At 64.3% G+C, this 26,993-nt stretch carries 27 protein-coding genes; 8 read left to right on the forward strand and 19 right to left on the reverse strand.

Features of this window, described 5'->3' with window-relative positions:
* Window positions 1-1,239 carry an aspartate kinase gene (locus C8N43_RS08005; RefSeq protein ID WP_107845094.1) on the forward strand — a complete coding sequence of 413 codons (1,239 nt, stop codon included), beginning with the start codon at window positions 1-3 and terminating at the stop codon, window positions 1,237-1,239.
* A 15-nt stretch (window positions 1,240-1,254) separates the two neighbouring features.
* On the opposite strand, the gene C8N43_RS08010 is transcribed toward C8N43_RS08005, so the two are convergent.
* From C8N43_RS08010 to C8N43_RS08020, 3 genes are read right to left on the reverse strand one after another with little or no spacing between them, the layout of a single operon-like run.
* Window positions 1,255-1,752, reverse strand: coding sequence for a hypothetical protein (locus C8N43_RS08010; protein WP_107845095.1), 498 nt, complete (start codon window positions 1,750-1,752; stop codon window positions 1,255-1,257).
* Window positions 1,749-2,633: a LysM peptidoglycan-binding domain-containing protein gene (locus C8N43_RS08015; RefSeq protein ID WP_107845096.1), complete on the reverse strand. Its 885-nt coding sequence runs from the start codon at window positions 2,631-2,633 to the stop codon at window positions 1,749-1,751. Before C8N43_RS08015 ends, C8N43_RS08010 begins: the two co-directional genes overlap by 4 nt.
* Window positions 2,634-2,647: 14 nt before the next feature.
* Window positions 2,648-3,673 (reverse strand): DUF4123 domain-containing protein, encoded by a 1,026-nt coding sequence (locus C8N43_RS08020; protein ID WP_107845097.1) that lies wholly within the window; start codon window positions 3,671-3,673, stop codon window positions 2,648-2,650.
* A gap of 186 nt (window positions 3,674-3,859) precedes the next feature.
* Between C8N43_RS08020 and ptsP the strand changes: the two genes are divergently transcribed.
* Window positions 3,860-6,106 (forward strand): phosphoenolpyruvate--protein phosphotransferase, encoded by a 2,247-nt coding sequence (gene ptsP, locus C8N43_RS08025; protein ID WP_107845098.1) that lies wholly within the window; start codon window positions 3,860-3,862, stop codon window positions 6,104-6,106.
* A gap of 202 nt (window positions 6,107-6,308) precedes the next feature.
* Here the strand turns inward: ptsP and C8N43_RS08030 are convergent, their stop codons facing one another.
* The 3 genes from C8N43_RS08030 to C8N43_RS08040 form a co-directional block, all read right to left on the reverse strand.
* Window positions 6,309-7,076 (reverse strand): EcsC family protein, encoded by a 768-nt coding sequence (locus C8N43_RS08030; protein WP_107845099.1) that lies wholly within the window; start codon window positions 7,074-7,076, stop codon window positions 6,309-6,311.
* Window positions 7,077-7,223: 147 nt separating this feature from the next.
* Window positions 7,224-7,853: a hypothetical protein gene (locus C8N43_RS08035; RefSeq protein WP_107845100.1), complete on the reverse strand. Its 630-nt coding sequence runs from the start codon at window positions 7,851-7,853 to the stop codon at window positions 7,224-7,226.
* A gap of 138 nt (window positions 7,854-7,991) precedes the next feature.
* A complete protein-coding gene (locus C8N43_RS08040; protein WP_107845101.1) occupies window positions 7,992-8,477 on the reverse strand; it encodes a GNAT family N-acetyltransferase in 486 nt (161 codons plus the stop codon).
* A gap of 80 nt (window positions 8,478-8,557) precedes the next feature.
* Between C8N43_RS08040 and C8N43_RS08045 the strand changes: the two genes are divergently transcribed.
* On the forward strand, window positions 8,558-9,166 hold the full coding sequence (locus C8N43_RS08045; RefSeq protein WP_107845102.1) for a flavin reductase family protein: 609 nt from the start codon (window positions 8,558-8,560) through the stop codon (window positions 9,164-9,166).
* A 366-nt stretch (window positions 9,167-9,532) separates the two neighbouring features.
* Here the strand turns inward: C8N43_RS08045 and C8N43_RS08050 are convergent, their stop codons facing one another.
* Window positions 9,533-11,155, reverse strand: a complete 1,623-nt coding sequence (locus C8N43_RS08050) for a SulP family inorganic anion transporter (protein ID WP_245913016.1) — start codon at window positions 11,153-11,155, stop codon at window positions 9,533-9,535.
* 448 nt (window positions 11,156-11,603) lie between these two features.
* On the opposite strand from C8N43_RS08050, the gene C8N43_RS08060 reads away from it, so the two are divergent.
* Window positions 11,604-12,491: an S-methyl-5'-thioadenosine phosphorylase gene (locus C8N43_RS08060; protein ID WP_107845105.1), complete on the forward strand. Its 888-nt coding sequence runs from the start codon at window positions 11,604-11,606 to the stop codon at window positions 12,489-12,491.
* Window positions 12,492-12,584: 93 nt separating this feature from the next.
* Here C8N43_RS08060 and C8N43_RS08065 read toward each other — a convergent pair whose 3' ends face one another.
* Window positions 12,585-13,274, reverse strand: a complete 690-nt coding sequence (locus tag C8N43_RS08065) for a hypothetical protein (protein WP_107845106.1) — start codon at window positions 13,272-13,274, stop codon at window positions 12,585-12,587.
* Between the two features lie 343 nt (window positions 13,275-13,617).
* Between C8N43_RS08065 and C8N43_RS08070 the strand changes: the two genes are divergently transcribed.
* The 3 genes from C8N43_RS08070 (at window position 13,618) to C8N43_RS08080 (ending at window position 15,461) form a co-directional block, all read left to right on the forward strand.
* Entirely contained in the window at window positions 13,618-14,445 is an 828-nt protein-coding gene (locus C8N43_RS08070) for a M15 family metallopeptidase (protein ID WP_107845107.1), read from the forward strand.
* Window positions 14,446-14,501: 56 nt separating this feature from the next.
* Complete coding sequence (locus C8N43_RS08075; protein ID WP_107845108.1) at window positions 14,502-15,029, forward strand: adenine phosphoribosyltransferase; 528 nt, start codon at window positions 14,502-14,504, stop codon at window positions 15,027-15,029.
* A gap of 69 nt (window positions 15,030-15,098) precedes the next feature.
* Entirely contained in the window at window positions 15,099-15,461 is a 363-nt protein-coding gene (locus C8N43_RS08080) for a DUF1304 domain-containing protein (RefSeq protein ID WP_107845109.1), read from the forward strand.
* 24 nt (window positions 15,462-15,485) lie between these two features.
* Here C8N43_RS08080 and C8N43_RS08085 read toward each other — a convergent pair whose 3' ends face one another.
* The 11 genes from C8N43_RS08085 to coxB form a co-directional block, all read right to left on the reverse strand.
* The gene (locus C8N43_RS08085) at window positions 15,486-16,895 is read right to left on the reverse strand and encodes an FAD-binding oxidoreductase (RefSeq protein WP_107845110.1); all 1,410 of its coding nucleotides are present in this window, start codon (window positions 16,893-16,895) and stop codon (window positions 15,486-15,488) included.
* A 35-nt stretch (window positions 16,896-16,930) separates the two neighbouring features.
* Window positions 16,931-17,749: an MBL fold metallo-hydrolase gene (locus C8N43_RS08090; RefSeq protein ID WP_107845111.1), complete on the reverse strand. Its 819-nt coding sequence runs from the start codon at window positions 17,747-17,749 to the stop codon at window positions 16,931-16,933.
* An 86-nt stretch (window positions 17,750-17,835) separates the two neighbouring features.
* Window positions 17,836-18,420 (reverse strand): GNAT family N-acetyltransferase, encoded by a 585-nt coding sequence (locus C8N43_RS08095; protein ID WP_107845112.1) that lies wholly within the window; start codon window positions 18,418-18,420, stop codon window positions 17,836-17,838.
* Window positions 18,420-19,679: a M16 family metallopeptidase gene (locus C8N43_RS08100; RefSeq protein WP_107845113.1), complete on the reverse strand. Its 1,260-nt coding sequence runs from the start codon at window positions 19,677-19,679 to the stop codon at window positions 18,420-18,422. The genes C8N43_RS08095 and C8N43_RS08100 overlap by 1 nt, the downstream gene beginning before the upstream one ends.
* A complete protein-coding gene (gene thrC / locus C8N43_RS08105; protein ID WP_107845114.1) occupies window positions 19,676-21,064 on the reverse strand; it encodes a threonine synthase in 1,389 nt (462 codons plus the stop codon). Before thrC ends, C8N43_RS08100 begins: the two co-directional genes overlap by 4 nt.
* An 11-nt stretch (window positions 21,065-21,075) precedes the next feature.
* A complete protein-coding gene (locus C8N43_RS08110; protein ID WP_107845115.1) occupies window positions 21,076-21,753 on the reverse strand; it encodes an SURF1 family protein in 678 nt (225 codons plus the stop codon).
* 91 nt (window positions 21,754-21,844) lie between these two features.
* A complete protein-coding gene (locus C8N43_RS08115; RefSeq protein ID WP_107845116.1) occupies window positions 21,845-22,645 on the reverse strand; it encodes a cytochrome c oxidase subunit 3 in 801 nt (266 codons plus the stop codon).
* A gap of 24 nt (window positions 22,646-22,669) precedes the next feature.
* Window positions 22,670-23,254 (reverse strand): cytochrome c oxidase assembly protein, encoded by a 585-nt coding sequence (locus C8N43_RS08120; protein ID WP_107845117.1) that lies wholly within the window; start codon window positions 23,252-23,254, stop codon window positions 22,670-22,672.
* On the reverse strand, window positions 23,254-23,469 hold the full coding sequence (locus tag C8N43_RS08125) for a hypothetical protein (RefSeq protein WP_107845118.1): 216 nt from the start codon (window positions 23,467-23,469) through the stop codon (window positions 23,254-23,256). The genes C8N43_RS08120 and C8N43_RS08125 overlap by 1 nt, the downstream gene beginning before the upstream one ends.
* Entirely contained in the window at window positions 23,469-24,419 is a 951-nt protein-coding gene (cyoE, locus tag C8N43_RS08130; RefSeq protein WP_107845119.1) for a heme o synthase, read from the reverse strand. The genes C8N43_RS08125 and cyoE overlap by 1 nt, the downstream gene beginning before the upstream one ends.
* 37 nt (window positions 24,420-24,456) lie before the next feature.
* The gene (coxB, locus tag C8N43_RS08135; protein ID WP_107845120.1) at window positions 24,457-25,353 is read right to left on the reverse strand and encodes a cytochrome c oxidase subunit II; all 897 of its coding nucleotides are present in this window, start codon (window positions 25,351-25,353) and stop codon (window positions 24,457-24,459) included.
* A 165-nt stretch (window positions 25,354-25,518) separates the two neighbouring features.
* On the opposite strand from coxB, the gene tldD reads away from it, so the two are divergent.
* Entirely contained in the window at window positions 25,519-26,949 is a 1,431-nt protein-coding gene (gene tldD / locus C8N43_RS08140; RefSeq protein WP_107845121.1) for a metalloprotease TldD, read from the forward strand.
* Window positions 26,950-26,993: the final 44 nt, after the last annotated feature.

The raw sequence follows: 26,993 nt of genomic DNA on the forward strand, positions 1-26,993 counted from the left end.
ATGCCCCGTCTCGTGATGAAATTTGGCGGCACCTCGGTGGCCAATCTCGATCGCATCCGCCGCGCCGCAAAGCGCGTGGGTGTCGAGGTGGCCAAAGGCTACGAGGTGATCGTCATCGTCTCCGCCATGTCCGGCAAGACCAACGAGCTGGTGGGCTGGGTCAACGAGACCTCGCCGCTTTATGACGCGCGCGAGTATGACGCCATCGTCTCGTCGGGCGAGAATGTCACCGCCGGGCTGATGGCGCTGACCTTGCAGGAAATGGATGTGCCCGCGCGCAGCTGGCAGGGCTGGCAGGTGCCGCTGAAGACCACTTCCGCCCATGGCGCGGCGCGGATCGAAGAGATCCCGACCGACAATCTCGACGCCAAATTTGCCGAGGGCATGAAGGTCGCCGTCGTTGCGGGCTTCCAGGGCATCTCGCCCGAGGGCCGCATCACGACGCTGGGCCGGGGCGGGTCCGACACAACCGCCGTGGCCTTCGCCGCCGCGTTCGAGGCGGAACGCTGCGACATCTACACCGACGTGGACGGGGTCTACACCACCGACCCGCGGATCGAGGACAAGGCGCGCAAGCTCGAAAAGATCGCGTTCGAAGAGATGCTCGAGTTGGCCTCTCTGGGCGCCAAGGTGCTGCAGACCCGCTCGGTCGAGCTGGCGATGCGCTACAAGGTGCGCCTGCGGGTGCTGTCGAGCTTCGAGGAAATGAGTGACAACGCGGGCACTCTTGTCTGCGACGAGGAGGATATCGTGGAAAGCAATGTGGTTTCAGGCGTCGCCTACTCGCGCGACGAGGCAAAGATGACGCTGATCTCGGTGGCCGACCGCCCCGGCATCGCCGCCGCCATCTTCGGCCCTCTCTCCGAGGCGGGCGTCAACGTGGACATGATCGTGCAGAACATCTCCGAGGAAGGTCGCACCGACATGACCTTCTCCTGCCCGGTCAGCGAGGTCGTGCGCGCAGAGAAGGCGATGGCCGATGCCAAGGCGTCGGGTGAGATCAACTACCACGACCTGGTGGCCGACACCGATGTTGCCAAAGTCTCGGTCGTTGGCATCGGCATGCGCAGCCACGCGGGCGTCGCCGCGCAGATGTTCAAGGCCCTTCAGGCCGAGGGCATCAACATCAAGGTGATCACCACCTCCGAGATCAAGATCTCGGTGCTGATCGACCGCAAGTATATGGAGCTTGCCGTTCAGGCCCTCCACGACGCGTTCGAGCTGGACAAGGCGGCCTGACCTGAATTCAGACAATCACGGCTTGGGACAGGCCGCCGGCGCCAGCATGAACCGCGCGTCCTGCGCGCCGATTGTGGGGCGCTCCGCCTCGGGCGTCAGCGTGGCGGACGGGCCGCGTTTGGGATAGGCCGACAGGTCAACCTCCAGCCCCTCCTCTGCCATGCGCAGGAATACCGGCTGATCCGCGCAGGCCTCCCCCGTGCCGCAATACCCCGCCTGATCGCAGCATCCGTAGATGCGCATCTCATCCGGGGTGCCGGACAGGCCAAGATCCAGCGTAAAGGCGAAGCCGTTGTCATTGGCGGTGCCATTGTAGCTTTCGCCATAAGGCACCAGCGACAGCTGCAATTGCGTCACGGTCCGCTCCGCCCCATCGGGCTCAGCCTCTGCGGCGTAGCAGATCGGCTGGTCCAGGGTGGCATCCGCGTAGAGCGCGCTCAGGTCCGGACCGTCACCATTGGCGAGCGCGGGGCCTGCGAGAAGCAGCAAAGCAAGGCATGTTGTGCGGGTCATTCGTCCACCGATGTTCCGTGACGGGTCCAGTTGGGGCGCTGCCGCCCCTCGTCGTAATTCTCCACCAAAACGTAGACCGTATCAAAGCCCATCGTCACCGTCGGGAAGATAATGTCGTAAAACGGCAGGATTTTGCGGTATCCCACGATCAGGCAGCCGGCAGAGCCGTTCGCGTTGGCGTCCTCATGGAACACGAAGCCGCTGCGCCCGCCGATCCCAGTGGGCAGGCTCAGCGGCGCAATCGCCCACCCACCGGAGCCGAAATCCATGTCGACATTCCAGTTGTTCACGGCCACCCGGTCGCGGTCCGCAAGGTTTTGGTTGTGATGGGTGAACTTGCCGCGCGAATTGTTCTCGACCCGTCCGTCATTGGGGTCCGGGTCGCTCGCGCGCCAATGGGTGAAGTCCAGCTTCCACAGCCCGTGGGGTGTCGGACCGAAATTGGACAGGTGCTCGTGACGTCTGGAGTTGTAGTTGATCTTGCCCGCCATCGCGTCCTCCGACAGCCGAAGCGGGACATCCGCGGACGCCTTGTTCGCGTTCACCCAGTTCAGAAAGCTGGTATAGCCCCCGGCGGCGGCCGCATCGAGGTCGGGCTTGAGCTTCGGATCGACCTCGTAGAGGCGCATCGTGAAGCCGTCGAAATGCAGGAATACCGGCCCTTCGCAATTGCACGCGGCCTCCGTATAGGCGTCGTCCGCGCCGCCATCCGCCGCAGGCATCTCTGCCGATCCGTCGGGCATGTTCAGCTCTTGGCCCACGCGGATGCGGCTGGGATCCGTGACGCCGGGGTTTGCATTAAGCATATCGGTCAGGCTAACGCCCGCCTCGCGCGCAATGGCGCTCAGGCTGTCGCCGGGTTGAACAGTGTAGGTTTCCATGGCCTGCCCCCCTCCTACGCGCCGATGGGCTCGGCAAAGACCTCATCTACATGGGCCTCCACCAAATCCATCTTGCGGCTTTCGCGCAGATCCGAGCCGAGGATCGCAAGAAGCCTCCCGCTCTTGTCCCAAGCCTCCAAAGGCATGCGCAGCAGCACCTCAAGCCGGACCGCGCGGTCCAGTTCAATGCCGCTGGTGATGCGGTAGCCGATCATCCGCTTGATCGTCGCGATCGCCTGAATGATGAGCGCCTCGCGGTCGAGATCCGCGAACACATCCGGGTTGAACCGCTCCATCCGGTACAAAATCCGCGAGGCCCGCGCTCGTAACGTGCCATCATAAAGCGCCGATACATCGTGATCGCTCAACTGCAGGGTCCCACGCGGCGCCCCGGTGCTCTCGCGGCCGTTCGCGGTGCAGTGGTAGCAATAGCCGCTGATCGGCAGGATCAGCTCGATGGGATGGCCCGTGGCGGTACGCAGCCACATCCGGGCAATCTCGCTTGGACGATCCGCCCGGCGCAGATATTCCAGCAAGGGCCCACATTCCCAGAAGCGCAGAAAATACGCCTTCCCTTCGGCATCCGCGATCCGCAGAAACTTGCGGAAATGCCGCCGGAGCGTGTCCAGATCAGCCGGGCTGCGCAGCAGCAGCCCCGGCGCGTGACGCCAAAGATGCCAGGGTGCGGCCTTCTGTGGGTCGTGGGTGAACACATCGCGGGTGAAGCGGTTTTCCCGCTCAAGGCGCACGATCCAGGGCGCGGTCAGCGACTGTTCTTCCTGCGCCTTGCCAGACAGCAGGCACGCATGCGCGAGGCCCGAATTCGCCAACAGCTCTTGCAGCCCACCTTTCAGATGCGCGCCATCAAGGACCAGATACGCGGCCCCCTCTGCGTCGCCTTCAAACAGGTACGGCACCAGGCCTTCCGGCACCGACTGTTTGGCGTCGGGTCCGAACTGCGGCGCCAACGGGTCTATCCTGCCCAAGGGTTGGATGTGCAGCTTGATTGGATCGTCCGTCCGATCCGGAACAAAATTCATATTTCAAATACTTCGACGTTTCACACCGCGTAATTGCGACCCTCTTACCTTACAGCGATTTGGCCGTTGCACAAGTCGTGCGGGTTTCGGCCGACTGGGTCGGTCCTCGCACCAACTCCCCCCTCCCCTTCGCCGCCAATCCCGCCTATAGCTTGGGGAAGAGACTACGGGAGAGGGGCGAAGGATTTGCCCGAGAGATCGGAAAGCGAAAGCCGCAAGCTGCTGGGGCGGCTGCGGGATACCTTGGCCCAAGAGGGCGCAGGGCAGGAACGGCTTGACCGCATCACCTCGATCATTGCCGAAAGCATGGGCACGGATGTGTGCTCAATCTACCTGTTCCGCGACCCCGAGACGCTAGAGCTGTGCGCGACCGAGGGCCTGAACAAGGAGGCCGTGCACCAGACCCGCATGCGCATCGGCGAGGGCCTTGTGGGCCGCGTCGCGCGCACCAGGACCCCGGTCAACACCCCCGACGCCCCGCAGGCCCGCGGCTTCCGCTTCATGCCGGAGACGGGCGAGGAGATCTTTTCGAGCTTCCTCGGCCTGCCGATCCAGCGGCTGGGTGAAACGCTGGGCGTGCTGGTCGTGCAATCCAAGGACGCGCGCACCTACACCGAAGACGAGGTCTACGCGCTGGAAGTCGTCGCCATGGTCATCGCAGAGATGGCCGAGCTGGGCGCGTTCCAGGGCGAAGGCGCGGCCATGGGCGCGCGCCACACTCAGCAGGCCCTGTTTCGCGGCGGGACGGCGCAGGAAGGGGCCGCCGAGGGCCACGTCTTCCTGCACGAGCCGCGCGTCGTCGTCACCAACCCGATCGCAGACGACCCCCATGCCGAGCTGGTGCGCCTGCAAGAGGCAATGGACACGCTGCGCAGCTCTGTCGACGAGATGCTCGGCGCCATGGGCCGCGGCGCGGACAAGGAACAGGTCAAGGTGCTCGAGGCGTACCGGATGTTTGCCAACTCCCGCTCCTGGGTGCGGCGGATGGAGGAAGACATCTCGCTGGGCCTGTCCGCGGCGGCTGCGGTCGAGAAAGAACAATCCGCCACCCGCGCGCGCATGGAACAGGTCCCCGACCCGTATCTGCGCGAGCGGCTGCATGATCTCGATGACCTGTCGAACCGCCTGCTGCGACTGCTCACTGGCCAAGGCCGCGATACCGGGGCCGAGATGCCGGAGAAACCCATTCTGGTGGCCAAGAATATCGGCCCCGGCGAGCTGCTGGATTACGGCAAGAAGCTGCGCGGCATCGTGCTGGAGGAAGGCTCCGTCGGGTCGCACGCGGCCATCGTTGCGCGCGCCTGGGCGATCCCGCTGGTAATCAACGCCAAGCGCATCCTGACCGAGGCGCTCAATGGCGATCACATCATGGTCGACGGCGATCAGGGGGTGGTGCATCTGCGCCCCGACGAAACCGTCACCGCCGCCTTCCGCGACAAGATGGCGATGCAGACCAAGGCGCAGGAGCGCTACGCCTCGATCCGCGACAAGCCCGCCTGCACGCTGTGCGGCGAGACCATATCGTTGCACATGAATGCGGGGCTCATGGCTGACCTGCCCTCGCTGGAAAGCTCCGGCGCCGACGGGGTCGGCTTGTTTCGCACCGAGCTGCAGTTTCTGACCCGATCCCGGGTGCCGCGCCGCTCTGAATTGGCGGCGATCTACGGCTCCGTCATGGATGCGGCCAAGGGCAAACCGGTAGTGTTCCGCACGCTTGATATCGGGTCGGACAAGGTGCTGCCCTACATGAAGCGCACCGAAGAGCCGAATCCGGCCTTGGGCTGGCGCGCGATCCGCGTGGCGCTCGACAAAAAGGGCGTGATGCGCATGCAGCTGCAGGCGCTGATCCGGGCGGCCGCCGGGCGGCCCCTGAAAGTGATGTTCCCTTTCGTGGCGCAATTCGACGAGTTCCGCGATGCCCGCCAGCACCTGCTCGACGAGCTGGAGCGCGAGGACAAGCTGGGCCATGTCCTGCCCGCCGACGTCTCCGTCGGTGCGATGCTCGAGACCCCGTCGCTGGCCTTCGCCCCGCGGCAGTTCTTCGAGATGGCGGATTTCATCTCTATCGGCGGCAATGATCTCAAGCAGTTCTTCTTCGCCGCCGACCGCGAGAACGAGCGCGTGCGCAAGCGCTATGACACGCTCAACGTGTCCTTCCTGACCTTCCTTGAGCAGATCGTCGGGCGCTGTGACGATGTAGGCGTGCCGGTCAGTTTCTGCGGCGAAGATGCCGGCCGCCCGGTCGAGGCGCTGTGCTTCACCGCTATGGGGATGCGGTCGCTGTCGATGCGCCCGGCCTCCATCGGGCCTGTCAAGAGCCTGCTGCGCCGCGTCGACCTGGCGGAGGCGAAACAGGTGATCGACGACGCGCGGGTGTCCGGCGCGCAATCGGTGCGTCCAGCGGTGATGGATTGGCTGACGGGGCGGATGTGATCGCGCGAGCGCGCGGTCCCAAAGAGAAACCCGCCCCGGCGGAAGAGATCACCGAGACGGGCTGTTAGTGAGCGTCAGGGAAAAACGCCGTAGGGGAAAACTCACTATCCTCGCCGGGAGGGTAGGGGATGCTGCTGGCATGTCCCGGCAACTTCCATCAGAGCGCAAGAGGCTTAACAAATAGTTAACAATTCGATCATGGTTAAGCGCGCTTTGAGACTTGCGTGCGAAATTCGGCGATGAGCTGCGCGCGATCGGTCCCGGTTTCCTCGGCCAGCTTGCGCAGACCGAAGCTCACATGGGCCATTTCCTGATAGTAGCTGGTGAAGGTGTAATTGATCGCAGCGCCGGTCACCGCACCAAGAACCGGCACCGTCTGCGCGGCCAGCTTCTGCCCCAGAACCAACGCCAGTTTGGGGGCCACCTGCTTGAGCAGCGCCTGCATGGTTGTCCCACTGACCGTCATGCGCAGGGTCAGAAAGCTCAGGTCGGTGCCGTCGTCCTCCTCGAGCGGCCCGGCCGAGGCGAAGACCTGCAGGCATTCCGCGCGGGTGTCATCGTGGGACGGGTCGAACCCGTGTTCCGCCGCAATTCCCTGGATCGCGCGCAACATCACCGTTGTGGTCAGCGGCAGCTCTGCCAGAGCCGATGGCAAACCGCCAAAACCGCCCGCCGCCCCGGTGCCCGCAGTCAAAGCCCGGGTCAGCCATTGTCCGGTATCGGGGACCGTGCCGCGCGAGGCATGCGCGGCCGAAAAGCTCAACTCCAGCGCGCGCATCGTCGCGGCATCAAGCCCGCTGCGCGCCGAATGAGGCAGACGGTCCAGCAGGGTTTCCGCCTGCGCCCCCAGCGTGCCCATCAGGCGAAGCCCAAGCCCGCGCGCCCCGCGATACCTGCGCGCCAAAGCCGCGATCTGGGCCTCGACAGGCGGGTCGGCCTTGATCGGTGGGGGCAGAATGGTCTCGCTCATAAGGTCACTCCTTCGCCCTATCTAGATGGCGGCGGCGGACGCATTTATCAATATTTTCCCGGGGTTTCGCGCCGAAATGGTCACACAAATAAAAAAGGCCGCTCCCCAAATATGGGAAGCGGCCGAATGTCATGGCTTATTCGCGTACTACATGCAGGCCGAACGTGCCGCCTGGATCGCGTCACCCGACGACATCGAAGAGGTCACGGCCACGTATAGCTGGGTCACTTGTTCGTCGGACAATGCATAGACGTCGCAGTCAACGCCAGAACCTTCAAGCGTGTTCGACACCTGGTTGCGCAGGGAGTTCATCGACATGTCAACCGCCATGCGACCGTTGTTCGACGACAGCGAAATCGCGTTGTCGCCTTCAAAGATCAGTTCGACACGGCCCTGCTTCGCGGCCGGGCTGGCGTTCGAGCCGTTCAAGATCAGCTCCAACTGTGCAACCTGCGCACCGGTCAACGTGGAAGCGTCTGCCGCGATACCCATCTGGTCGAGCTGGGCCTGCAACATCGACGTGTCGCCCGCGGTCGGAGCAGACATTGCCCCTGCGTCGGTCAGGATCTGCTCGATCTGGCCCTGACGTGCGGCGGGGCTCATGTCGGATCCGTTCAGCAGCAGCTCAAGCTGGCCACGCTCAGACGCGCTCAGTTTCGATGCATCGGCTTCAAAGCCCATTTGCTCCAGGGCGGCTTGGACTTGGCCATGGCCGTCAGCAAAAGCGGGGGCGCTCAGCGCGGCGATCAGGGCGGTGGTTGCGAAGAAATGTTTCATATCGGTCCTCATGTATCCTAATTCTGGCCTGCCGTCGTGGCAGGTATGACGAGGAAACCGCACAAGCTTGAAAAGCGTTCCCGGAGCCGATGAAAATAAAGATGTGGGCTCAAGAGTTTTCTATGCAACCCGCTGAATTCAATAAATATTTTTTTTCACGACTTTCCCCGAAACTCCATTCCAAGCGTCTGATTGAAGCGCCAGACCAAGCACCCGCGCGGGGTTCGTTGGGGCTGGCATCGTCACGCCGTCCTGCCGGGAAAAGCCGAATTTTCCGTAATAAGGCGCATCACCCACCAAAAGCACCCGCGCCCAATCGAGCTCGCGCGCGCGGGCCAGGCTATCGCGGATCAGCGCTCCGCCCAGACCTTCGCCCTGCCGCGTCGGGTGCACCGCGACGGGGCCGAGCAACAGGGTTGGCGCGCCGCCGACCGACACCGGCCAATACCGGATCGCGCCGCCAAGGATGCCGTCCGCATCGCGCGCGACCAGTGACAGCTCGGCCACGGGGGGCCCTTCGCGCAGACGGTAGGACGACAGTGCCGTGCGGCCCGGCGCAAAGGTCAGGTCATAGAGCGCCTCGACCTCCCACCAATCCTGCGGCTGCTCCCGCCTCAACTCCATTGCCCACGCGCCCGATTTTGCCCTTTCCGCGCATCCTACATGGCGCTACCCCTTGGGCAACCACAGATGGAGCCCCGCTTATGTTCTACCGCCCCGAAGACGGCCACGGCCTGCCCCACAACCCGTTCAACGCGGTGATCTCGCCGCGCCCCATCGGCTGGATTTCCACCCGTGGCGCGGACGGGTCCGAGAACCTTGCGCCCTACTCCTTCTTCAATGCGGTGGCCTATGTGCCGCCGCAGGTGATGTTCGCCTCGACCTCGGCCAAGGATGACCGTGGCGACACCAAGGACAGCGTCGCCAACATCCGCGACACCGGCGTGTTCTGCGTGAATGTGGTGGAGTACGCGATGCGCGACGTGATGAACGTGACCTCCGGCCCGTGGGCGCGGGAGGTCGACGAGTTCGACAAGGCCGAGATCGGGCGTGCGGAGTGCGACACCATCGCGTGTTCCCGCGTGGTGGGCGCGCCGGCCAATCTGGAATGCAAACTGACCCAGATCGTGCAGCTGCCGGGCGAGGCGAACTTCGCCGTCTTCGGCGAGGTCACCGGCGTGCATCTGCGCGACGACTGCCTTGTGGACGGAAGATTCGATGTGACCCGCTACCAGCCGCTCGCGCGGCTTGGGTACAAGGACTACACCTATGTGAAAGACGTCTTCAGCCTGACCCGCCCCGGCGAGACATGAGCCTGCCACACGCCGCGCATCCTTCGACCACAGAGCCCGCGACCCGCGCGACAGCAAGCTCGGCAGGGATCAAGCGTCTCTGACTGGAAAGGTGCGCTGTCACATCGAAAGCTGAAAAGGCGGGCCCGCCGGGATGTGGGGCCAGATCGGGGCGTCACCCCCGATATCCTGTTCATACGCATGCGCGGAGACGGATCGGGCGCGGGAAGCGCCCCTGTGTCCACAAGCTATGTACCGAATTCGATGGGCGGGGTTCTACCGCAGTGGCGTTAACCTTGTCTTATACCACCGCGCGCAGCTTTCGGGCCGGGCGCAAAACTCTTACAAAGAGTTTTGGCCAAAATTTTTCCCAAAAATTTTGCGCGCCTAGTGGCCACCCGCCATCACGCCGGTCTTGACCGAGTAATCCACCGCAATCGCGTAATCGGGATCGTCGTCACTGTCGATCATCAGCTGGCCCGCCTTGGTCAGAAGGTCGTGGCAGTCACGCGACAGGTGACGCAGCTGGACGGTTTTGCCTTCGCTTTCATATTTCGCGGCAATCGCCTCGATGGCCTGCAGCGCGGACTGATCCGCCACCCGGCTGTCGGCGAAGTCGATCACCACCAGCGACGGATCCTCGCGCGGGGTGAAGAGCTCGGCGAACCCTTCGGCAGAGCCGAAGAACAGCGGACCTTGCACCTGGTAGACCTTCGCGCCCTCCGGCGTGTCATAGGTCTTGGCGTGAATGCGAGTGGCATTTTGCCAGGCATAGGCGAGCGCCGAGACGATCACGCCGACCACCACCGCAATCGCGAGGTCGTACATCACGGTCGTGATGGTCACCAGCACGATCACGAAAGCGTCGATGCGCGGCACTTTACGCATGATATTGAACGAGTTCCACGCGAAGGTGCCGATCACCACCATGAACATAACGCCCACGAGCGCGGCCAGCGGAATCTGCTCGATCAGGGGCGAGGCCACCAGGATGAAGGCCAGCAGGAACAGCGCCGCGGCGATACCTGCGATCCGGGTGCGGCCGCCGGATTTCACGTTGATCATCGACTGGCCGATCATGGCGCAGCCGCCCATGCCGCCGAAGAAACCCGTTACGGTGTTGGCCACACCTTGGGCCACGCATTCCTGAGACGCACCGCCGCGCTTGTTGACGATCTCGCCCACGAGGTTGAGCGTCAAAAGGCTCTCGATCAGGCCAATGGCGGCCAGGATCAGCGCGTAGGGCGCGATGATCCAGAGCGTCTCCAGATTGAACGGCGCAAGCATGTCGCCATAGAGCCCCGTGCCGCCCTCGGCCCCGAAGCTGAACGGGATGTGGAACGGCGGCAGCCCGCCCGAGATAGAGGCCAGATCGCCCACGCGCGGCACATCGATGCCGAACGCAATCACGAGGATCGCGACGATCCCGATCCCCGCCAAAGGCGCCGGCACGGCAGAAGTGATCTTGGGCGTGGCCCAGATAATGGCCATGGTCAGCACGGTCAGCACCAGCATGATCGCCAGTGGCATGCCGGTCATCCACTCGCCGCTCGCCATGCCGTGGCCGCCGCCCGCCTCGGCCGTACCGGGGATCTGGAACTGGCTTAATTGCGCCAGGAAAATAACAATGGCGAGGCCATTGACGAAGCCCAGCATCACCGGGTGCGGCACCAGACGGATGAACTTGCCCAACTTGAACACGCCCGCCGCGATCTGCATGAGGCCCATCAGGATCACGGTCGCAAACAGGTATTCGACCCCGTGCTGCGCCACGAGCGATACCATCACCACGGCCAGCGCGCCGGTCGCGCCCGAGATCATGCCCGGACGCCCGCCGATGCAGGCGGTGATCAGCCCCACGATGAAGGCCGCATAGAGCCCCACCAGCGGGTGCACGCCCGCGACAAACGCAAAGGCCACCGCCTCGGGCACCAGAGCCAGCGCGACGGTCAGGCCGGACAGAATCTCGATCCGCCAGCGCGCGGCCCCCAGCGGGCCGGTGGGCGCCATGTTGAGGTCGTTGAGGATCGGGTTACGGGCGAGCTTCGCCATAATCGTGTCAGTCACGCCTATGCCTTATGTTTGGGTCTGGTCTGTTCGCTTGGTCGCGGGCCTGTTAGCGCACGCAGTCGGGGATTGCACGGAATACTTGCGCATACCTGACATTCCTTAACGGCGAGTCACCTGACAGGCTAGCGCCAGACCGCGGGGTGGCGATCCCAGGGTACCGCTAAAGCGCTTTATGGTTGCAAAGTACATCTTCAAGGATTGCTGTGCGCCCAAGCTTGCCAAATCGCCAGCCCTGTCGGGCGGTCTGGCGATGCCCGGCGCGCTAACGCGCTTGATTCCGGGCAAAGAACAGAAAACCAACCGCCCCCACCGAACGGTGCATTTTCATCCGGGTAACCTTGCGCCAATATGACGGGCGACGACCCATTGATCAGGCAAAGGCTCCCCCATGGCAGACCCCACGACAGACACTTACATCGGCGTAATCGGCGGCTCTGGCCTCTATGACATCGAGGGGCTCGAGGGGGCCGAATGGCAAAACGTCGACACGCCTTGGGGCGCACCGTCGGATGCGATCCTGACGGGTACGTTGGGGGGCGTGAAGATGGCCTTCCTGCCACGCCACGGGCGGGGGCATGTGCATTCGCCAACGACCGTGCCCTACCGCGCCAATATCGACGCGCTGAAGCGGCTGGGAGTGACGGATGTGATCTCGGTCTCGGCCTGCGGCTCGTTTCGCGAAGAGATGGCGCCGGGGGATTTTGTCGTTGTCGATCAGTTCATTGACCGCACGCTTGCGCGCGAGAAGTCGTTCTTCGGGCAAGGTTTGGTGGCCCATGTCTCGGTCGCGCATCCGACCTGCCCAAGGCTGGGCGAGGCCTGCCTGACAGCAGCCAAGGAGGTGGGCGTGACCGTTCATAAGGGCGGCACCTATCTGGCGATGGAGGGCCCGCAATTCTCGACCCTGGCGGAAAGCAAGATGTACCGCGAAAGCTGGGGCGCGGACGTGATCGGCATGACGAACATGCCCGAGGCGAAGCTCGCCCGCGAGGCGGAGCTTTGCTACGCCTCGGTCGCGATGATCACCGATTATGACAGCTGGCATCCGGACCATGGCGAGGTGGATGTGACGCAGATCATCGCGACGCTGATGGGCAACGCGGCCCATGCCCGCGATATGGTGGCGCTGCTGCCCGGACTGCTCGGAGCCGCGCGCGCGCCCTGCCCCCATGGCTGCGACCGCGCGCTGGAATTTGCGCTGATCACCCAGCCCGACGCACGCGACCCGGCGATGGTGGCCAAGCTCGACGCGGTGGCGGGCCGGGTGCTTGGCTGAAAGCGGGCACGCATCCCCGGGTCCCTGGCGCACGCAAAGTCTCCGCGAGACTTTGGCCGCAGACTTTCCTCGAAAGTCTGCCACCGCCCGGGGTCAGGAGATAGAGATCAGCCCAAGCATATACTTCACCTTGGTCACCCAGTTCGCCGCGCGGTAGTCGAGCAACTCATTGTCGCATTGCGGCGGGTTGTCCGGCGCGCCCGGCTCGCAGCGCACGAAGATCACCGGCTTGGGCTTGAAGGACACCATCTTCCACTCGTTGTGCCCGGTCTCGGTGTCGAAGTCGAAATAGGCGTTCTCCACCTGATAGACGACGTAGTCGGTATCGGCGGCCTTTTCCGCGACCCGATCCTGGCAATACTCGAGGAATTTCGCCTCGCCGGTGCTGGTAAAGCTCTTCTCCAGCGGCAGGTCCAGCGAGACAGAATAAACCTGGTAGGAGGTCTCTTCCTTGCTCATGCCGGACGCGGTCATCACGTAGCTCAGGGCCTGCGAGAATTGCTTGCCCACGGTGTTTTGCGCGTGGAAGGTCACCTTGTCCTTGTCGATCTGAAGATCCGCCATCTCCAGCGAACACAAAGGTGTCGCCTCGAACTGGCCGGTGGGCTTGTAGAAGGCATAGGCCTTGCCGGGCCACGGCGCGTTCAGCCGGTCCGAGTTCACGTGGCGCTTGTGGTAGAGCACGTCGTCAAAGCTCACCGTCAGGAAATGGCTCGCGGTAAAGGCGATCAGCAGCGCCGAGCCGAAGATCACCAGCGGGTAAAAGATCAGTTTGTTTTTCATGACACCGCCCTCATTTCGGGCAGCAGAGGTTCCCACCGCAATTGTAATACCCCTCCGGGCAATCTGCGGCGGCGACGGAAAAACTGGCGGCTAACAGGCCCAGGAGGGCCACAGTCAAAAGGCGCATTGGTCAAACTCCTGAAAGAAAAAGGTATGTGTGCTGTGCGCTCATCATAGCACAGGCCGCGCCATCCCCCTTGTGAGAAAAGTGTGACGCCGGGCGCCGTTCGGCTATGTTTTTCTTGCGTTTTCAGCGTTTTACGATTTCACACCCGAGACTCGCTTCCCTAGCGTAAACTCAGGCCCACCTGAGGGTAGATTTTTCAACAAGGGGATTTTTCGCATGGACAGCGCAGCCATCAAACTTGTTCAAAGCAAGCTGAAAGACATGGGCCACTATTCTGGCCGTATCGATGGGGACCGTGGCCCCAAGACCCACGCCGCCGTCAAGAAGGGCATCCCGCAGATCGGCGGCACGCCGCCCGCGGGATGGGACCGCCACAATGGCAAGCGCCAGACGATCATGTTCCTGCAGATGTATTGCCACGCCAATGACGTGGATGCGGGCACCGTGGACGGGTTCTGGGGGCCGCAGACCGCCTGGGCCGCGGACGCGCTCGAAGAGAAGCTGAAATCGGGCTTCGTGCATGCATGGCGCGATGTGGAGCCCGCCAAGCCCGAGAAGTTCAAATTCTGCAAACAGTCCGAGATGACGTCGTTCTATGGGCCCCACGGCATCCCCGGCGGGCGCTCGCCCAAGCTGGTCTCGGTGCCCTGCCCCTGGCCCTTGAAGATCGCGTGGAACAAGAGCCAGCGCCGCTCGGGCTTCAAGGTCCACGAGAAGGTCGCCGACAGCCTCGGCGAGATCGTCGAGCGCGTGCATGAGCAGTACGGGCTGGCCGAGATCACCCGGCTGGGCTTCGATCTGTTCGGTGGCGACTACAACCCGCGCAAGATGCGCGGCGGCTCGAAATGGTCGACCCATTCCTGGGGCATCGCCATCGACTTCGATCCGGAGCGCAACCGCCTGAAATGGGGCCGCGGCCGCGCCAGCTTCGCCCATCCCGACTGCACCGACTTCTGGGAAATCTGGGAGCGGAACGGCTGGACCTCGCTGGGCCGTGTGCGCAACTTCGACTGGATGCATGTGCAGGCCGCCAGCCTGGGCTAGCGCCACGCGCGCCCTTGGGGTATCCGGGTTTGGTGCTGTTCAACTCCGGAGCCCCAATGCAGGTCAAAGACTACATCCGCACCATCCCTGACTTCCCCCATGAGGGGATCATGTTCCGGGACGTCACCACGCTGTTTCTGGACCCGCGCGGCTTCCGCATGGCTATCGACCAGCTGCTGCACCCCTATGCAGGGCAGCGCTTCGACAAGGTGGCAGGGCTGGAGGCGCGCGGCTTCATCCTGGGCGGCGCGATTGCGCATCAGCTGTCGGTGGGCTTTGTGCCGATCCGCAAGAAGGGCAAGCTGCCGGGCAGCACGATCGAGCAGGACTACCAGCTGGAATATGGCCAAGCGACCGTGGAGCTTCATGATGACAGCCTGCAGCCTGGCGAGAAGGTGCTGCTGATCGACGACCTGCTGGCCACGGGTGGCACCGCCGAGGCCGGCATCAAACTGATCGAGAAGCTGGGGGCCGAGGTGGTCGGCTGCGGCTTCATCATCGACCTGCCAGAGCTTGGCGGACGCGCCAAGCTGGAGGCGATGGGCCAGGAGGTCCACGCGCTCTGCCAGTTCGAGGGCGCCTGAGCGGCATTTACAAAGCGGGATGGCGCGGGTCTACTGCGGGCCTGTCCCCTGTTTAAAGGCCCCGCGCCAATGCCTCTGCTCGCCACGGTCCTGATCGGGCTGATCGCCCTGCTGCATCTCTATATCGCCTGGTTCGAGATGTTCGCCTGGACAAGCCGTGGCCCGAGAATTTTCCGCAGCTTCCCACGCGACCTATTCGAGCCGACGAAAGCAATGGCCGCCAATCAGGGGCTCTATAACGGTTTTCTGGCCGCGGGGCTGATCTGGGCCTTGCTCATTGGGACACCTGCGTGGCAGGTGAACGTGGCCACGTTTTTCCTGCTTTGCGTCGCCGTGGCCGGGGTATTCGGAGCCGCGACCGCGTCGCGGCGCATCCTCTATGTGCAGACCGTCCCGGCCTGCCTGGCTTTGGGCGCGCTCTATCTCGGGTGAGGTGAAGCCGCGTCGACGCGGCTTCTACCCCACCACCGCGCCCGGGTTCATGATCCCCTTGGGATCCAGCGCCGCCTTGATCGCGCGCATTGCCGCGAGTTTTGCCGGGTCGCCGTATCGGTTCAGATCGTAGACCTTCAGCCGCCCGATGCCGTGCTCCGCGGAGATCGAGCCGTCCATTTCGGCCACCAGATCATGAACGACGCGCTTGACCGCGCCACGCTGATGCTCGTGATCGGCGCGGGTCTTCCCGGGCTGCGGGAAAACGTTGTAATGCAGGTTCCCATCGCCCACATGGCCAAAGCAGTTGATCCGGAAATCGCCAACTTGGGCCAGCGCCTGCCCGCCGCGCGCGATAAAGTCGGGGATGCGGCCCACGGGCACCGAGATGTCGTGGGACGAGACCGAGCCGATGCGCCGGTTCGCCTCGGGGATGCTTTCACGGATCACCCAGAAATCCCGCCGCTGCTGCTCGGATTGCGCGATGACGCCGTCGCTCACAAGATCGCGCTCTGCGGCTTCCGCAAACAGCTGCTCCAGCGCTTCCGCTGGGTCGACGCCCGCAAAACAGCCCAGATCAACCAGCACCATCCATTCCGGCGGCGCCTCGAACGGCGCGCGGACCTCTGGTCCGACCTCCGCCAGAAAATCCAAGCCCTGCCGGTGCATCAGCTCGAAGGCCGACACCTGGCTGCCCAGCAGATCGCCCGCCAGCGCCAGAAGCGACAGCGCCGCTTCCGGGTCGCGGACGACCATCAGCGCGGCGCCTTCGGCCTGCGGCTTGGGGAACAGCCGCAGCGATGCTGCGGTGATGATGCCAAGAGAGCCCTCCGCCCCCACCAGCAGGTGGCGCATGTCATAGCCCGTGTTGTTCTTCTTCAGCCGCGACAGCCCGCGCAGGATCGAGCCGTCGGGCAGCACCGCCTCGACGCCCAGGCACAGATCGCGCGCGTTGCCGTAGCGCAGCACGTTCACCCCGCCCGCATTGGTCGCAAGGTTGCCGCCAATCCGCGCCGAGCCTTCCGAGGCGAGCGAGAGCGGAAACAGCCGGTTCACAGCATCCGCCGCGTCTTGCACCGAAGACAGGATCGCGCCCGCTTCGGCCACCATGACATTCTCGTCCGGCCAGACCTCCCGGATCGCGGTCATGCGCTCGAGCGACAGGATCACCGGGACCGGGCCATCTTCGGCGATCTGGCCGCCGACCAGCCCAGTGCCGCCGCCATAGGGGATAATGCCCACGCCCGCGCTCGCGCAGGCGCTCACGACCGCGGCGACCTCCTGGGTCGAACCCGGCGCGATCAGAAAACCGTCGCCCCCCGCATAGCGGCCGCGGGGCTCTTCAAGATAATTTGGGGTCAGGTCGCGAAAGGCCGCCGCGGGCAGCCTCGCTTTCAAATCCGCGCGGAACGCGTCTGTCACAGAATTCAACATGACCGCCTTATCGCGCGCGCCCGGGGGAAGGACAACTACTCGCCGCTCGCGCGCAGATAGGCCGGTCGCAGGGTGATCACCGTGGGGCGTTGCGGCAGGGTGCGCAGGGACAGCTCGATCGACGAGCCGCCGCGCCGCTCGATGTCGAACTGCTGGGACATGCCGCTGACAAATTCGCGCAAGGACGCGTCGCCCCAGTAATGCATCGGGATCACCACCGACGAGCGCAAGCGCGTCAGCACCTCGATCATCGTAGGCAGATCCAGCGTCAGCCCGCCATCGACCGGGGCCATCACCACGTCGAGCCGCCCAAGGGCCGCAAACTGCGCATCATCGGGCATGTGGTGGAGGTGGCCCAGATGGCCGATGCAGAGCCCCGCCACCTCGAAGACGAAGATGGAGTTGCCGTATTTCTCGACCCCGCCGGAGTATTGATTGCGAATATCCGTGGGCACGTTGCGCACCAGCATCTCGCCCAGATCAAGGTGATGCTCATTGGGCGTACGCCCGTCGCCCCAGCCTTTCAACACATGGGGGATGCGCTCGTCCGGCAGGGCCGTCCAATGACTGTCATGGGCGTGGTTCATCGTGACGACAGTCGGCACGAAATCAACGCTGCCCAGAAACCCGGTGTAATCGGTGGCCACGGAAAGCCCGCCCGCCGTTTCCAGAAGGAAGGTCGCATGGGCCACGTAGTTCAGCCGGACGGAGTATTCCTCCAGCGCGTCGCCAAACGCCGCGCGGTGCACATATTCGATGCCCGGCGCATCGGCTAGGGCAATGCAATGGCTGGGACGGCGATCCTGTGCCGCGGCCATCATCGGAAGAAGAAGAAAGAGAAGAACCCACCGCATGGGGTTAAGGTTAAGCGCCGAGCCGGGTCTGGCAAATCAATTCTGGCTTCGTTTTGGCAAAAATACTCAAATCCCGCCGCTTCCGCCTACCCGACGTCGGTTTTTCCGCGCCGGTCGCTGCGCAAATTGGCAAACAGCACATGGTTGCGCCACCGCCCGTTGATCTGCAGGTAGCTTTGCGCAACGCCTTCGTATTTGAAGCCGGACTTCTCCAGCACCCCGCGGGAGGCGGTATTTTCGGGCAGGCAAGCGGCCTCGATCCGGCTGAGATCGAGCGAGGTGAACGCGTAATGCACCAGCCCGAGGATGGCTTCGCGCATGTAGCCCTGCCGCGCGTAGGTCTCGCCGATCCAGTAGCCCAGCGTGCCCGCCTGCGCCGGGCCGCGGCGAATATTGTCGAGCGTGATCGCGCCCAGCAGCGCGCGGTCGTCGCGGCGTTCCATGAAGACCGGCACCGCGTTGCCATTGGCCACCGAGCGCTGCGCCCAATAGACCCGGTTGGTGAAGCTCTTGCGGGTGAGGTGATCGACCGCCCAGGACGGCTCCCACGGGGTCAGAAACTCGATCGACGCCTGCCGCAGCGCGGCCCACGCGCGGTAATCGCCGTGCTGGGGCAGGCGCAGGGTCATGCGCTCTGTCTCGATGCGGACCTTGCGTTTGCGCTTCAGCATCAGGCGGCCAGTCTCCGCGTCACGTAATCCAGCGAATGCGCAGCCTCGACCGGACCGTAAAGCGCCATGGCAGCCCGCGCGCCCGCAAGCCGCTGGGCAAAGGCGCGCACGTCGCCGGTATTGACCGCGTCGATCTTCTCAACCGTTTCCGACAGGGGGGGCACACGCCCCCAGATGCCGACCAGCCGCGCCAGACGCTCCGCGCGCGACGACGGGCTTTCCAGCCCCATCAACAGCCCCGCTTTCATCTGCGCGCGGGCGCGGTCGACCTCGGCATCCGACATATCGTCTGCGGCGCGCTTCAGCTCGTCCACGGTGATCTCCGCCAGGCCAGCGATGTCCTCGTCCGAGGTGCCCGCATAGACCGTCATCATGCCTGTGTCGGAATAGCTGCCGATGGAGGCGTAGACCGAATAGCACAGGCCCCGCTTCTCGCGCGCCTCCTGGAACAGCCGCGATGACATGCCGCCGCCGAAGGCCGAGGCGAAGATCTGCGCGGTGTAGAAATCATCGTCGCGGTAGCCCGGGGCTTCCAACGCGAGGGTGAAATGGGCCTGCTCCAGCGCCTTGATCTCGCGCCGCTCGCCCGCGGCGAAGCGCGCGCCCTCGGTCGGCTGCGCGACCCCGGCGGTCATGTCGCCAAACATCTCTTCGGCCATGCGCACGATCATGTCGTGATCGACCGCGCCCGCCGCCGACAGGATCAGGTTCTGCGGGCCATAGTGTTCGGAAACAAACCCGGACAGGTCCGCGCGCGAGAAGCTGCGCACCCGCTCGCTCGGCCCCAGGATCGTGCGCCCGATGGGCTGGCCCGGGTAGGCCGCCTCTTGCAGCCAATCGAAGATGATGTCGTCGGGCGTATCGAGCGACATGCCGATTTCCTGCAGGATCACGCCGCGCTCGACCTCGATCTCGCGGGTGTCAAAGACCGGGTTGCGCAGGATGTCCCCGATCACGTCCATTGCCAGCGGAACGTCATCCTTCAGCACGCGGGCGTAATATGCGGTCACCTCGCGCGAGGTGTAGGCGTTGATATAGCCGCCCACGTCTTCGATGGCCTCGGCGATCTGCAAGGCCGAGCGCCGCTCGGTCCCTTTGAAGGCCATGTGTTCGAGGAAATGCGCGATGCCGTTCTGCTCGGCCCGCTCATGGCGTCCGCCCGCGTTAACCCAGATGCCGATGGAGGCACTTTCGAGCCCCGGCATATGCTCCGTCACGATGCGAAAGCCGTTTGGCAGGGTGTGCAAGGCCTGGGTCATGCGCCGATCCGTTCGCGGATCACCGCCTTGATCGCCTCGACATCGCCGGGCAGCTCGGTCATGCGCTCGGGCTTGTCGAACAGGTCCGCCATGCGCGGCGGCAGCGCCGGGTGGTGCCCCGACGCGGCCTCGACCGCGGCGGGGAATTTCGCGGGGTGCGCGGTGGCGAGAGTGACCATAGGTGTCGCGCCCAGATGCGCCTCGGCCACGTGGACACCCACGGCGGAGTGCGGGCAGAGCAGCTCGCCCATCTCGGCCTGCGCGCGGGTGATCATGGCCGATGTCTGCGCTTCGCTGACCCGGCCCGACGCGTAGGTGCTTTTCAGCGCCTCGTAGGCGCCTTGGCTTACCTTGAACTCGCCCGTGGCTTTCAGGCTATCCATCTCGGCGGCCACCGCCGCGCCGTCCTGCTCGTAGGCGTAAAACAACGCCCGCTCGAAGTTGGAGCTGACCTGAATGTCCATCGACGGGCTGATTGACGGCTTCACGCCCTCGGTCGTGTAGGCGCCCGTCTCCAGCGTGCGGTGCAGGATGTCATTCTGGTTCGTGGCGATCACCAACGTCTCGATCGGCAGGCCCATCTGCTTGGCGATGTAGCCTGCGAAGATGTCGCCGAAATTGCCCGTGGGCACGGTGAAGCTGACCGTGCGGTCCGGCGCGCCCAGCGACACGGCGGAGGTGAAATAGTAGACCACCTGCGCCAGCACGCGGGCGAAGTTGATCGAGTTCACGCCCGCCAGCCGCACGCCGTCGCGGAAGTCGAAATCGTTGAACATGTCTTTGACGGCCGCCTGGCAGGTGTCGAAATCGCCCTCGACCGCCAACGCGTGCACATTGGCCTCGGACGGGGTCGTCATCTGGCGGCGCTGCACGTCGGAGACGCGGCCATTGGGGAACAGGATGAAGACGTCGACCGCATCAAGGCCGCGAAACGCCTCGATCGCGGCAGAACCCGTGTCGCCCGAGGTTGCGCCGACGATCGTCACCCGCTCGCCCGAACGGCTCAGCGCCTTCTGGAACATCTGCCCGATCATCTGCATGGCGAAGTCCTTGAAGGCCAAGGTCGGCCCGTGGAACAGCTCCAGCAGGAAGTGGTTGGGTCCAAGCTGCACCATCGGCGCGCGGGCGTCGTGGCCGAAGCCCGCATAGGCGCACGCGATGATCTCGCGGAACTCGGCGTCGGTGAAGGTGTCGCCGATGAAGGGCTTCATCACAGTAAAGGCGACGTCCTCATACGTCGCACCGCGCATCGCGCGAATGGCGTCCGCATCCAGCGTCGGGATCGTCTCGGGCAGGTAAAGCCCCCCGTCGCGGGCGAGGCCGGTGAGCATCGCCTGCTCGAAGCTCAGCACAGGGGCTTTGCCGCGGGTCGAGATGTAGCGCATGGGGTGTTCCTTCAAACGGTCCGCTGCCTGATACGCCAAAGCAAAAAGACTGTCATCCCAAACCATATCACCGCCAGCGAAAACCATGTCACGGCGTAGGATAGATGGTCATTGGGGATACCCGCGCGGCTGACGGGCAAGGGCGTGATGGCGGGGCTTGCGGGCTCGGATGCGCGCAGGACCAGCAGGACCGGCTCGGTGCCGAGCGCGTCCGCCATGCGCGGCACGTCACGGGCGAACCAGATGTCGCGGCCCAGATCCGGCTCGGGCGTATAGTCATCGACCTCGTCGGGCCAATGGAGATTTCCCTGCACGGTGACGGGGCCTGCGGGCGGCGCGGGCAGCTCCGCCTGGATCGGCAGGATGCCCCGGTCGAGCAGGATGGTGCGCCCGTCTTCCGTCATGAAGGGCGAGATGATCCGGTAACCCGCGCCGATCTTCTTCTGGCTCACAAGGATGCGCAGGCGCTCCGCGCCGATGGTGCCGGTGGCGGTGACGGGCAGGAAGCGGTCGGCCTGCGGGTCGGGCGTGGCCGGGACGGCCACCGGCGCGGCGGCGATGCGGGCGTCGATCTCGGCCAGCATCGTCTCTTTCCAATCGAGCCGCTGCACCTGCCAGAGCCCCAGCGACATCAGGATCGCGCACCCCGCGAGCCCGAGCAGCAGTGGAAAGATCATGCGTTTGATCATGGAAGCCTTACCTCAACGACGCAGCGCGAGGGTTGCCCCCCGCGCCGAAAAATTTTTACCAAAAATTTTGTCGATTTTCTGTGTCAGAAAATCAGCCGCCCCAGACGTAGACCGCGGCGAACAGGAACAGCCAGACCACGTCAACGAAGTGCCAGTACCAGGCGGCGGCCTCGAAGCCGACATGCTTTTCCGGCGTGAAGTGGCCCGCATAGGCACGGATCAGGCAGACTGCCAGGAACAGCGTGCCGATGATCACGTGGAAGCCGTGGAAACCCGTCGCCATGAAGAAGTTCGCGCCGTAGATGTTACCTGCGAAACCGAAGGCCGCGTGGCTGTACTCATAGGCCTGGAAGAAGGTGAAGATCACCCCCAGCACGATGGCCAGCCACAACCCGTTCTTGAGGTCCTGGCGGTTGTTCTCATGGACCAGAGCGTGGTGCGCCCATGTCGCCGCCGCGCCGGAGCAGAGCAGGATCAGCGTGTTGATCAGCGGCAGGTGCCACGGATCAAAGGTCTCGATGCCTGCGGGGGGCCAGACGCCGTCCTGCGCGGGGCTGTCGGGACCCATCGGGTACATCGCGTGCTTGAAGAAGCTCCAGAACCACGCCACGAAGAACATCACCTCGGACATGATGAAGAAGATGAAGCCGTAGCGCAGGCCGATGCGCACGACCGGCGTGTGGTCGCCCACCTGGCTTTCCTCGACCACGTCGGACCACCAGGCGAACATCGTGTAGAGCACTGCGGCGAAGCCGATCAGGAACATCCACGGGCCGTTGTCATGCATCCACAGCACCGCGCCGGAGAGCATCACGAACGCCCCGACGGAGCCGATCAGCGGGTTAATGGAAGGCGGCAGGATGTGGTAGTCGTGGTTCTTTGCGTGTGCCATGGGGCGTCCCTCTTGGTGGGCTTGTTAGTTCAAGTCTGTCTGGATGCTGTCCGCGCCCAGGTCAAGCGCGGCTTGCGCTTGCGGCTCGGGCAGGTCGATTTCGTAGAATGTGTAGCTGAGCGTGATCTGCTCGATATGCTTGCCGTCCGGGTCGTCGACGATCTCCGGGTCGACGTAGAAGGTGACGGGCATCTGGATGCGCTCGCCGGGCTGCAAGACCTGCTCTTCAAAGCAGAAGCAGGCGATCTTGATGAAGTAGCCGCCCGCGGTGAACGGAAAGACATTGTAGCTGGCCGATCCCGCGATGGGGCGGTTCGTTGGGTTGTAGGCCTCGTAGAAGGCCAGACCGGTCTCGCCGATGCGGACCTCCATCTCGCGCTCGACGGGCGTGAATTCCCACGCCATGTCCTTGGCGATGGAGGCGTCGAAGCGGACCTTGATGGTCTGATCTAGGATCGTCTCGGAGCCAGCGCTTGCCTCCAGCGTCGTGCCGCCATAGCCCGTGACCCGGCAGAACCAGTCATAGAGCGGTACTGAGGCGAAGCCGAGCGCGGTCATCGTGCAAACAACGCCGACCAGCGACAGAAGGGTTTTGCGCTTGCCGTCCATCAGTCAGACGCGCCCCCTTCGTTGAGGTTCTGGCGAATCTCCGGGTCCAGCTCGTAGCGGACGGAATGGTCATAGCCTTCAACAAAGCCCGTGTTCTTAACCTTGACCACGGTCAGGCCGAAAATGATGGCGATGAAGCCCACGAGGATCAGGCCCACGCCCAGATTGCGGCCAAAGCGGCGCTTGTGGAGATCATGTTCAACTTGCAGTGCCATCAGAACCACGCCTCCATACCGGCTTTGACCCAGGCGGCCTGCAGCAGCAGCGCGCCGAAGCTTGCGAAGAGATAGAGAAGCGAGAAGCGGAAATACTTCTTCTCGGCGGCGTAGGCGTCGGCCTCGGCCTGCGTCTCGTCGCGCTGCCACAGCTTCCATGCGCCCCAAGTGAAGCGGGCGTTCAGGTAGAGCGCCGCCACGAAGTAAATCCACCCGCCGATCGAGGTGAAGGCCGCGCCGATTGCCAGCGGGGCCAGCAGGGCGGCGTAGATGAAAATTTGCTTGCGGGTCTCGCGGCGGCCATGGGTGACCGTCAGCATCGGCACGCCCGCCTTGGAGTAATCCTCGTTCATGAACAGCGCCAGCGCCCAGAAATGGGGCGGCGTCCACATGAAGGTCAGGCAGAACATCAGCACCGCCTCGATCGAGACCCCGCCGGTGGCCACGGCCCAGCCGATCATCGACGGGAAGGCCCCCGCCGCGCCACCGATCACGATGTTCTGCGGCGTCCAGCGCTTCAGCCACATCGTGTAGATGACGGCGTAGAAGAAGATGGTGAAGGCCAACAGGCCCGCGGCGACCCAATTGGCCGCCAGACCCAACATCACGACCGAGATGGCTGACAGCCACAGGCCCAGCGTCAGCGCCTCGCCCGGGGTGACCTTGCCCGCCGGCACCGGACGGCGCGACGTGCGCTTCATCACGGTGTCGATGTCGTGGTCGTACCACATGTTCAGCGCGCCGGACGCGCCCCCGCCCAAGGCGATGAACAGGATCGACACGGCGGCAATGAACGGATGCACCGAGACCGGCGCAACGAAGACACCGACGGCGGCGGTGAACACCACCAGCGACATCACCCGCGGCTTCAGAAGCGCCCAGTAATCACCAAGCTGCCCCTCGCCGGGAACGACGGTCTGTGTGCCGATATTTTGCGTAGCGTCGGTCATTGGCTTGCATGGTGGGCCGAACGGCCCACCCTACCCCTTACTTGGATGCGATCTGGATCGGCTGGGCGGTGCCCGCGTCGGCATATTCATCCGTCGCGCGCTGCAGCCATGCCTCGTAGGCCTCTTCGCTGACCACCTTCACGGTGATCGGCATGTAGGCATGGGCCTGACCGCACAGCTCGGAGCACTGACCGAAATAGATGCCTTCCTGCTCGGGCTTGAACCACAGCGCGGCAAGGCGACCCGGCACGGCATCCTGCTTCACCCCGAAGGAGGGGATCGTCCAGGAGTGGATTACGTCGGCGCCGGTCACCTGGATCACGATGGTCTTGCCTACGGGCACGACCACGGCGGTGTCGGTCGCCAGCAGGAATTCCTCGTCGGAATAGCCAGCCTCTTGCAGCTGTGCGGACACGTCCGGGGTCAGGCGGTTTTCGCCCGCGCCGATCATGAAGCTGTCAAAGGCGAAGCCCTCGTCGACATACTCGTAGCCCCAGTACCACTGGTAGCCGGTGGCTTTGATCACCACGTCGCCTTCGGGGATGCGCTGCTGCTTGAACAGCACCGGGACCGAGAAGGCGCCGATCAAGACCAGGATGACCACGGGGACCATCGTCCAGGCCACTTCGAGCGTGGAATGGTGGGTGAAGGTCGCGGGCGTCGCGTTGCGCTTCTGATGGAAGCGATACATGCACCACACCAGCAGCGCGGTCACAAAAAGGGTGATCAGGGTGATGATCACCAGCACGAAGTTGTCGAGCCAGTGGATGTCGCGGGCCAGCTCAGTGACGGCGGGCTGGAAGTTGAGGCCGTCGTCGACCGGGGCGCCGATGATCTCCAGATCGCCCAGGGGGCGGTCCAGGGCGGACTGCGCCCAAACGCTGCCCGCGGCCGTCAGAGAACCGATTCCGGCAAGAAGTTTCGCAAATTTCATCTGTCGTTTCCCGTTTATTCCCAGGGCCATGCTGTTCGGGCATGCGGGTCCCTGCTTGCGTCTTTGTCGCGAGAAACCATATTACGCAGTCAGGAGCAAGCGCCGAGGCGGGCAGAGCGATACCATGCCGCAGGCGCGTTTTTCGCCATATCAAAGGAATCACCGATGCAGCCGCAGACCAGCCCTCGCTTCCGCCCGTTCGAGACCATGCTCGATCAGGACCGGGCCCTTAAAATCCTGCGCGACGCCACCGACGGGGCCGATGATGGCGAGCTGTTTCTCGAACGCAAGCGTGGCGAGATGTTCGCCTTTGACGATGGCCGCCTGAAGACCGCGAGCTATGATGCCTCCGAAGGGTTCGGCCTACGCGCCGTGCGCGGCGAGACCGCCGGATACGCCCATGCCACCGAAATCTCCGAACACGCCCTGCTGCGCGCGTCCGAGACCGCCCGGCTCGCCGTGGGCGCGGGCGGCGGCACGATGGCGGATGCGCCCGTGGGCACAAATACCAAGCTCTACTCGGACATGGACCCGATGGAAGGCGTGGCCTTCCCGGTCAAGGTCGACCTGCTGCGCGGCATCGACGACTTCGCCCGCGGGCTGGATTCGCGGGTGGTGCAGGTCTCCGCCTCGCTGGCCGCGTCCCTGCAGGAGATCGCGATCCTGCGCCCTGATGGCACGCTCGTCTCCGACGACCGCCCGATGGTGCGGCTCAACGTCTCTGTCATGGTCGAGAAGGACGGACGTCGTGAAAGCGGAACGGCGGGCGGCGGCGGGCGCACAATGCTCGACGGGCTGATGGAGCCGGACCACTGGCAGGGCCTTGTGCGCGAGGCGCTGCGCATCGGCTTGGTCAACCTCGACGCGGCCCCCGCGCCTGCGGGCGTTATGGACGTGGTGCTTGGTCCCGGCTGGCCGGGCATCCTGCTGCATGAGGCCGTGGGCCACGGGCTGGAAGGCGATTTCAACCGCAAGAAGACCTCTGCCTTTGCCGGGCTGATGGGCCAGCGGGTCGCCGCCCCGGGGGTCACGGTGCTCGACGATGGCACGATCCCGGACCGGCGCGGCTCGATCAGCGTGGATGACGAGGGCACGCCCTCGGGCAAGAACACCCTGATCGAGGACGGCATCCTCGTGGGCTTCATCCAGGACCGCCAGAACGCGCGGCTGATGGGGGTCGAGCCCACCGGCAACGGGCGGCGCGAAAGCTACGCCCACGCGCCGATGCCGCGCATGACCAACACCTACATGTTGGGCGGCGACGCGGCGCCGGAGGCGATCGTGAAGGACCTCAAGAACGGCATCTACGCCGTGGGCTTTGGCGGCGGGCAGGTCGATATCACCAACGGCAAGTTCGTCTTCAGCTGCACCGAGGCCTACCGGGTCCGCGACGGTGTCGTGGGCGAGCCGGTGACCGGCGCGACGCTGATCGGCGACGGCGCGACCGCGCTGCAGCATATTCAGGCTATCGGCAACGACATGGCGCTCGACCCCGGCATGGGCAATTGCGGCAAGGCCGGTCAGTGGGTGCCGGTGGGTGTCGGCCAGCCAACCCTGAAGATCGGCGGACTTACAGTGGGCGGCTCCGCGGCCTGAGCCGCGAGTCGCCACGACGGGAAGGCTCAGTTAACCAAAACGTT

The sequence above is a fragment of the Litoreibacter ponti genome, from assembly GCF_003054285.1.
Classification (GTDB): domain Bacteria; phylum Pseudomonadota; class Alphaproteobacteria; order Rhodobacterales; family Rhodobacteraceae; genus Litoreibacter; species Litoreibacter ponti.